The sequence below is a fragment of the Frankia tisae genome (assembly GCF_025403405.1).
GTDB lineage: Bacteria > Actinomycetota > Actinomycetes > Frankiales > Frankiaceae > Frankia > Frankia tisai.
The window spans coordinates 1-4,038 of record NZ_JANEZT010000491.1 but is presented as its reverse complement, the minus strand read 5'-3'; the positions used below and the strand labels follow the sequence as shown (position 1 = coordinate 4,038).

Sequence of the window (4,038 nt, the reverse complement as noted above, 5' to 3'; positions counted from 1 at the left end):
GGCCGGCACGCCCTGGACACCACCCGCCGCAGCCCCGCCCTGACGTCCCCGCAGCACCCGGCCACCGCGACCGTAGCCGGCGCGGCCTAACCGCATGCCTTGATCACAAACCACGTGAATGTTTACGATCAAGAGCTTCCACAACCCGTCTTCGAGGAGGCCTTCGCGGAGGTCGCCGAGTGCCTGGTCCCAGAAATTCAGCGACATGCTGGCCGGCGGTATACGGCCGGCGGGATAGCCGATCCGCCGCAACACAGTGACGGCGGTGCGGTAGTCGGCGTAGACAGCCGCGAGGGTGTCCTGGAACTCTTCAAGGTCCCCGTCGGACCAGCGATGTGTGGCCATTGGCAGTGCGGCGTCCGTTCCCCGTAGTACACAGGCCCGGAGCGTCTACCATCGGGCTTGCCAGCGGACTGTGTGCCCAAGACTGTAGCGCAATCCAGGCGGCTTGCCATACGCGCCGCCGTGAGCGGCCGGGACGGGATCGCGACACTACCACGCGTTCAGGGGCCCTGATGAGGGACGGCGCCGTGCAGGGCCATGGTCGGATACACCGACCCGCTGCCTCCGGCCGCTCCGGCATTCGTTACACGCGCGCAGTTCCTTCGATCAGTACAGGGGCCTTAGTTTGTAGTCCCTTGATCTGCGTGGACTGCCGGTCGGTGGCCGGGTTGGCTTGGCCGGGGTTCGCCGATCCAATGCTCAGGACCACCGTTTGCCAGTGTCTCCTAGGAGCCGCTTCGGGCTGAGCCGTCGGAGGTAGAACCAGAACTGTGGATCATCGGCGACAAGCCGGCGGCCCATGGCGTCGTAGTAGAGGATCCGTGCGATCGCCGGGCTCGTCGCCAGCCTGTCGACGACACGGTCGACGAAGATCTTGTCCACCGCGCGTTCCCGGTGGGGGTGGTCCTTCTTGTATCTGTCGAGAGCTACCGCTCCGTCCGGGCTTTGAGCGAGTGCCTGCAGGAGATCGACGCAGATCGTTTCGTCCTCACCGTCGAGTGAGGCGAACTCCGCTACCGGATCACTGAAGCTCCTGCGAAGCTCCTCGTGTACGTATGAGGCCGCCTCCTCGATGTCGGTCCTGATCGTGCGAGCGCGCCGCACAGTCCCCTCCACACCGTTGAGCATCGCCAGCCACCAGCACAGTTCCTGGGCTAGGGCGAGGCTGCCGGACGCCATCTCCACGATGGCCTGCCGATCGTCGAACTCGATGTTCAGCGCCCGCTCGCCGAGTTCGATCAGTGCAGTCAGCTCCAGTCGTGACGCCGGCTTTGGCTCCTGAACGTATATCCTCTTGGCGATGTCTGGGCTAAGTGCGACAAGAGTTCGCGCCGTGTCCGGAATGCCGGCAATGACAACCTTGGGGGCATGCGATCCGGCGCGTGGTTTCATGGCCGCGCTCTGGTCTGCGAGCATCTTCAGGTAATCGACCACGCGAGTCTTCAGATCATCGGGAAGCCTGTGGAAGTCGTCGATTACGGCAAGGCCGTCGTGGCCATGATCTGTGATCCGCCTGATCTGGGCGACGTCCGCCTGCTCTCGGGCGCTGAGGAAGGAGATCTTCTTAAATCTTGCCTCGTCCTGTTCAATCGCGTGCTTAAGGAGCGTTGTCTTGCCGAGTCCCGCGGCACCCTCGACGATGACGCTGAGTCCGGGCTGCCGCAACTTCATCTTGAAGGGAATGAAGAGTTCCTGCTGAACGAAGGTGACGCCCGGAATCTGGGTCGATATGAAAACATCACCGAGCTCGAAGGTCGGACGGTCCTCTTGGTGCACCTCGTTGGGAAAGCTCGGCGCCACGGCATCCCGTCGATGCACGGGAGGGGTTACCCCGTCGAGTCGGGCGTCTTTCGTGTTCTCTGGGTCGGCGGGAAACGCGGGATGCGTCGCGGGCTTTGCTCGTCCCGCGATGGCGTAGGAAAGTTTATCGAGCAGCTGCCCCGTGGCTGCGTCCTTGTCGAGAGCGAAAAGATCGATACCGACGATCGAACCAAGCAGGCCTGACGCCTGAGTCGGAGAGATCCGGACTGGGATAAGCTTTCGCGCCATCCCCCGTGGATCTGCGCGGAAAGCGGCCTGCCACTCGGCCTGGCCGAACACCGAACCGAGGTAGGTATCTGAGAGGACCACGATAATACGCCTGGCATGTCTAAGGCCACCGTCCATGGCGCTGATCCAGTTTGACCCAGGCACCAAGTCCCACGCCTGCACCAGCACGGTGTAGCCGGCTTCCTCAAGTGTCCACGCGATCCACTCCGCCCACTTGCGGTCCGCCTCGGCGTACGAGATGAAGAAGTCCCACCCTTCCTCGGCCTGCGCACGATCCGGAGTGGATTCGACGCCGGGCGCGGAAGTACTTCTTTCGGCGAACATGGGATTAGCGGGGTACATCGTGCGAGCAGCTTGAAGAACCTGCGATACGCCGTCGACGATAACGCCGTTCTCGAGCATCCTCGCGACCTCATACCAGAAGGCGCTCGGGGTGCCCGAGGCCCACCCAGGAAGAAGACTGCGCGGCAGCCCGGCCCGTTCAAGCAGGTGTGACGCCTGGTACGGGTCAGAGAAGACCTCGGCGAGGGCCGCAATCTGCGATTCGGTCAGTACTTCTGCCACGGTGCCCCCGTATGGCTCCGGCTGGCGGTGAGTCCGCCGCTCCGCTGAGCGTAGCGGTTGTCCGTCTGCTGGAGGATCTCGTACGCGGGGGCTGTCCTGCGCGCCCGAAACTGGCCCGGCCCCAGCTCGCGTGCTTCTGCTCGCGCCGTTCGTGGATAGCGTCGAGGGCAGTTGCTTCCTGTCGCCTGGTGAGGACCGCTGAAGTGGGCGACGCGACACTGACGGGTCGGGAGCCGCCTCGCCGATCTGGTGAGGACGTGGACGCTCTACCTGGACCGTGAGCCGGTAGGCCGGGTGACCGTGACCGTATGCCAGAAGCGACTTCGTGCTGCGCCGCGGCGATGACCGCCTCGATCGCCGCCTGCTGGGCGGGGGTGGCGGTGGTGAGGTAGTTGTCGCCTTCTATGGCCGGGCTGTGGTTTCGGGTCGATCAGCGCCTTGGGTCGCGCTCCACAACGCTCCGTGAGGTCCTTGACCAGGGAGGATGCCGAGTGAGCACCCGGCAGGCAACATCATCGACTGGATCGAACAGGAGCTCTGCACATCTGGTAGCGGATTGTTCGTTGTGGTAATGGGTCGGTGGCGGCGTGGTGGCGAGCGCAGATGATCCTGCTGTCCGCGCAGCGGATGCCGTTGGGAAGTTCGTGCAGGTGACGTTTACGTCGGAGGACCGGGCCCGGGATGTGATCCACAACTTCAACGCGGACGGCTTCGACTCGTTGTACCCCCGCTATGCGGGTGGTCGCCGCGGACGTTCATCCTGCTGGAACGCCGGGAGATCAAGATGATCGCGAAGTCCCGGCCCTAGGAGCACGGGCTGCCGTTGTCGACCTGAAGCCTGACCAAACTGGCCGATTTCCTGGTCGTCGAGGGGGGTGGTCGACGACATCAGCCACGAGGGCCTGCGGGTCCTGCTCCGAGAGGAGGGCGTGTCCTTTCAACGGGTAAAGACGTGGAAGACCAGCTCGGATCCGGAGTACGAGCCGAAGAAGGCCCGCGTCGAGCACTTGTAAGTGATCATCGACGGGCAGGTCGCTCCCGAGGCGGGCGAGCCGACGGTGGTGTTCTGCGTCGACGAGTTCGGCCCGCTGAACCTGCAGCCCCGGCCAGGCCGACAGCGGGCCGGGGTCGGAGGTGCGAAGACCGCAAAGGAGCGAGCCCGGAGGCGGCAGCGGCGCTGGCCCGTCAAGGCGAGGAGACCGCCATGCCACCGTCTGCTGCTGCTGCTGCCGCTGCCGCTGCGGTCGCACAGCAAGGCGCAGGCGGTTCGTATGCCAGCAACATGGTCGTCCATGTGAGGCTCGAACCAGCCACCAGTGTCCTGACCAGCGCCGTCCCGCAGCACCGGATCTGAAAGCGGCAGATCACAAACCGTATGAGCCCAGGTCGGAGGCATGATCAGAAAATGGGTGGGGCGGGTGG

At 64.4% G+C, this 4,038-nt stretch carries 4 protein-coding genes; 2 read left to right on the top strand and 2 right to left on the bottom strand.

The features are described from left to right. On the bottom strand, positions 1-345 hold a 345-nt coding region (locus NBZ85_RS28630), incomplete at its 3' end, for an effector-associated domain EAD1-containing protein (protein WP_261560340.1). Positions 346-702: 357 nt separating this feature from the next. Next, positions 703-2,616, bottom strand: coding sequence for a TIR domain-containing protein (locus tag NBZ85_RS28625; protein WP_261560341.1), 1,914 nt, complete (start codon positions 2,614-2,616; stop codon positions 703-705). An 875-nt stretch (positions 2,617-3,491) separates the two neighbouring features. Between NBZ85_RS28625 and NBZ85_RS34175 the strand changes: the two genes are divergently transcribed. Together NBZ85_RS34175 and NBZ85_RS34170 are read left to right on the top strand one after the other, a co-directional pair. After that, positions 3,492-3,629, top strand: coding sequence for a hypothetical protein (locus NBZ85_RS34175; RefSeq protein WP_261560342.1), 138 nt, complete (start codon positions 3,492-3,494; stop codon positions 3,627-3,629). Then, a complete protein-coding gene (locus NBZ85_RS34170; protein WP_261563060.1) occupies positions 3,630-3,914 on the top strand; it encodes a hypothetical protein in 285 nt (94 codons plus the stop codon). The last annotated feature ends 124 nt before the right edge of the window (positions 3,915-4,038 follow it).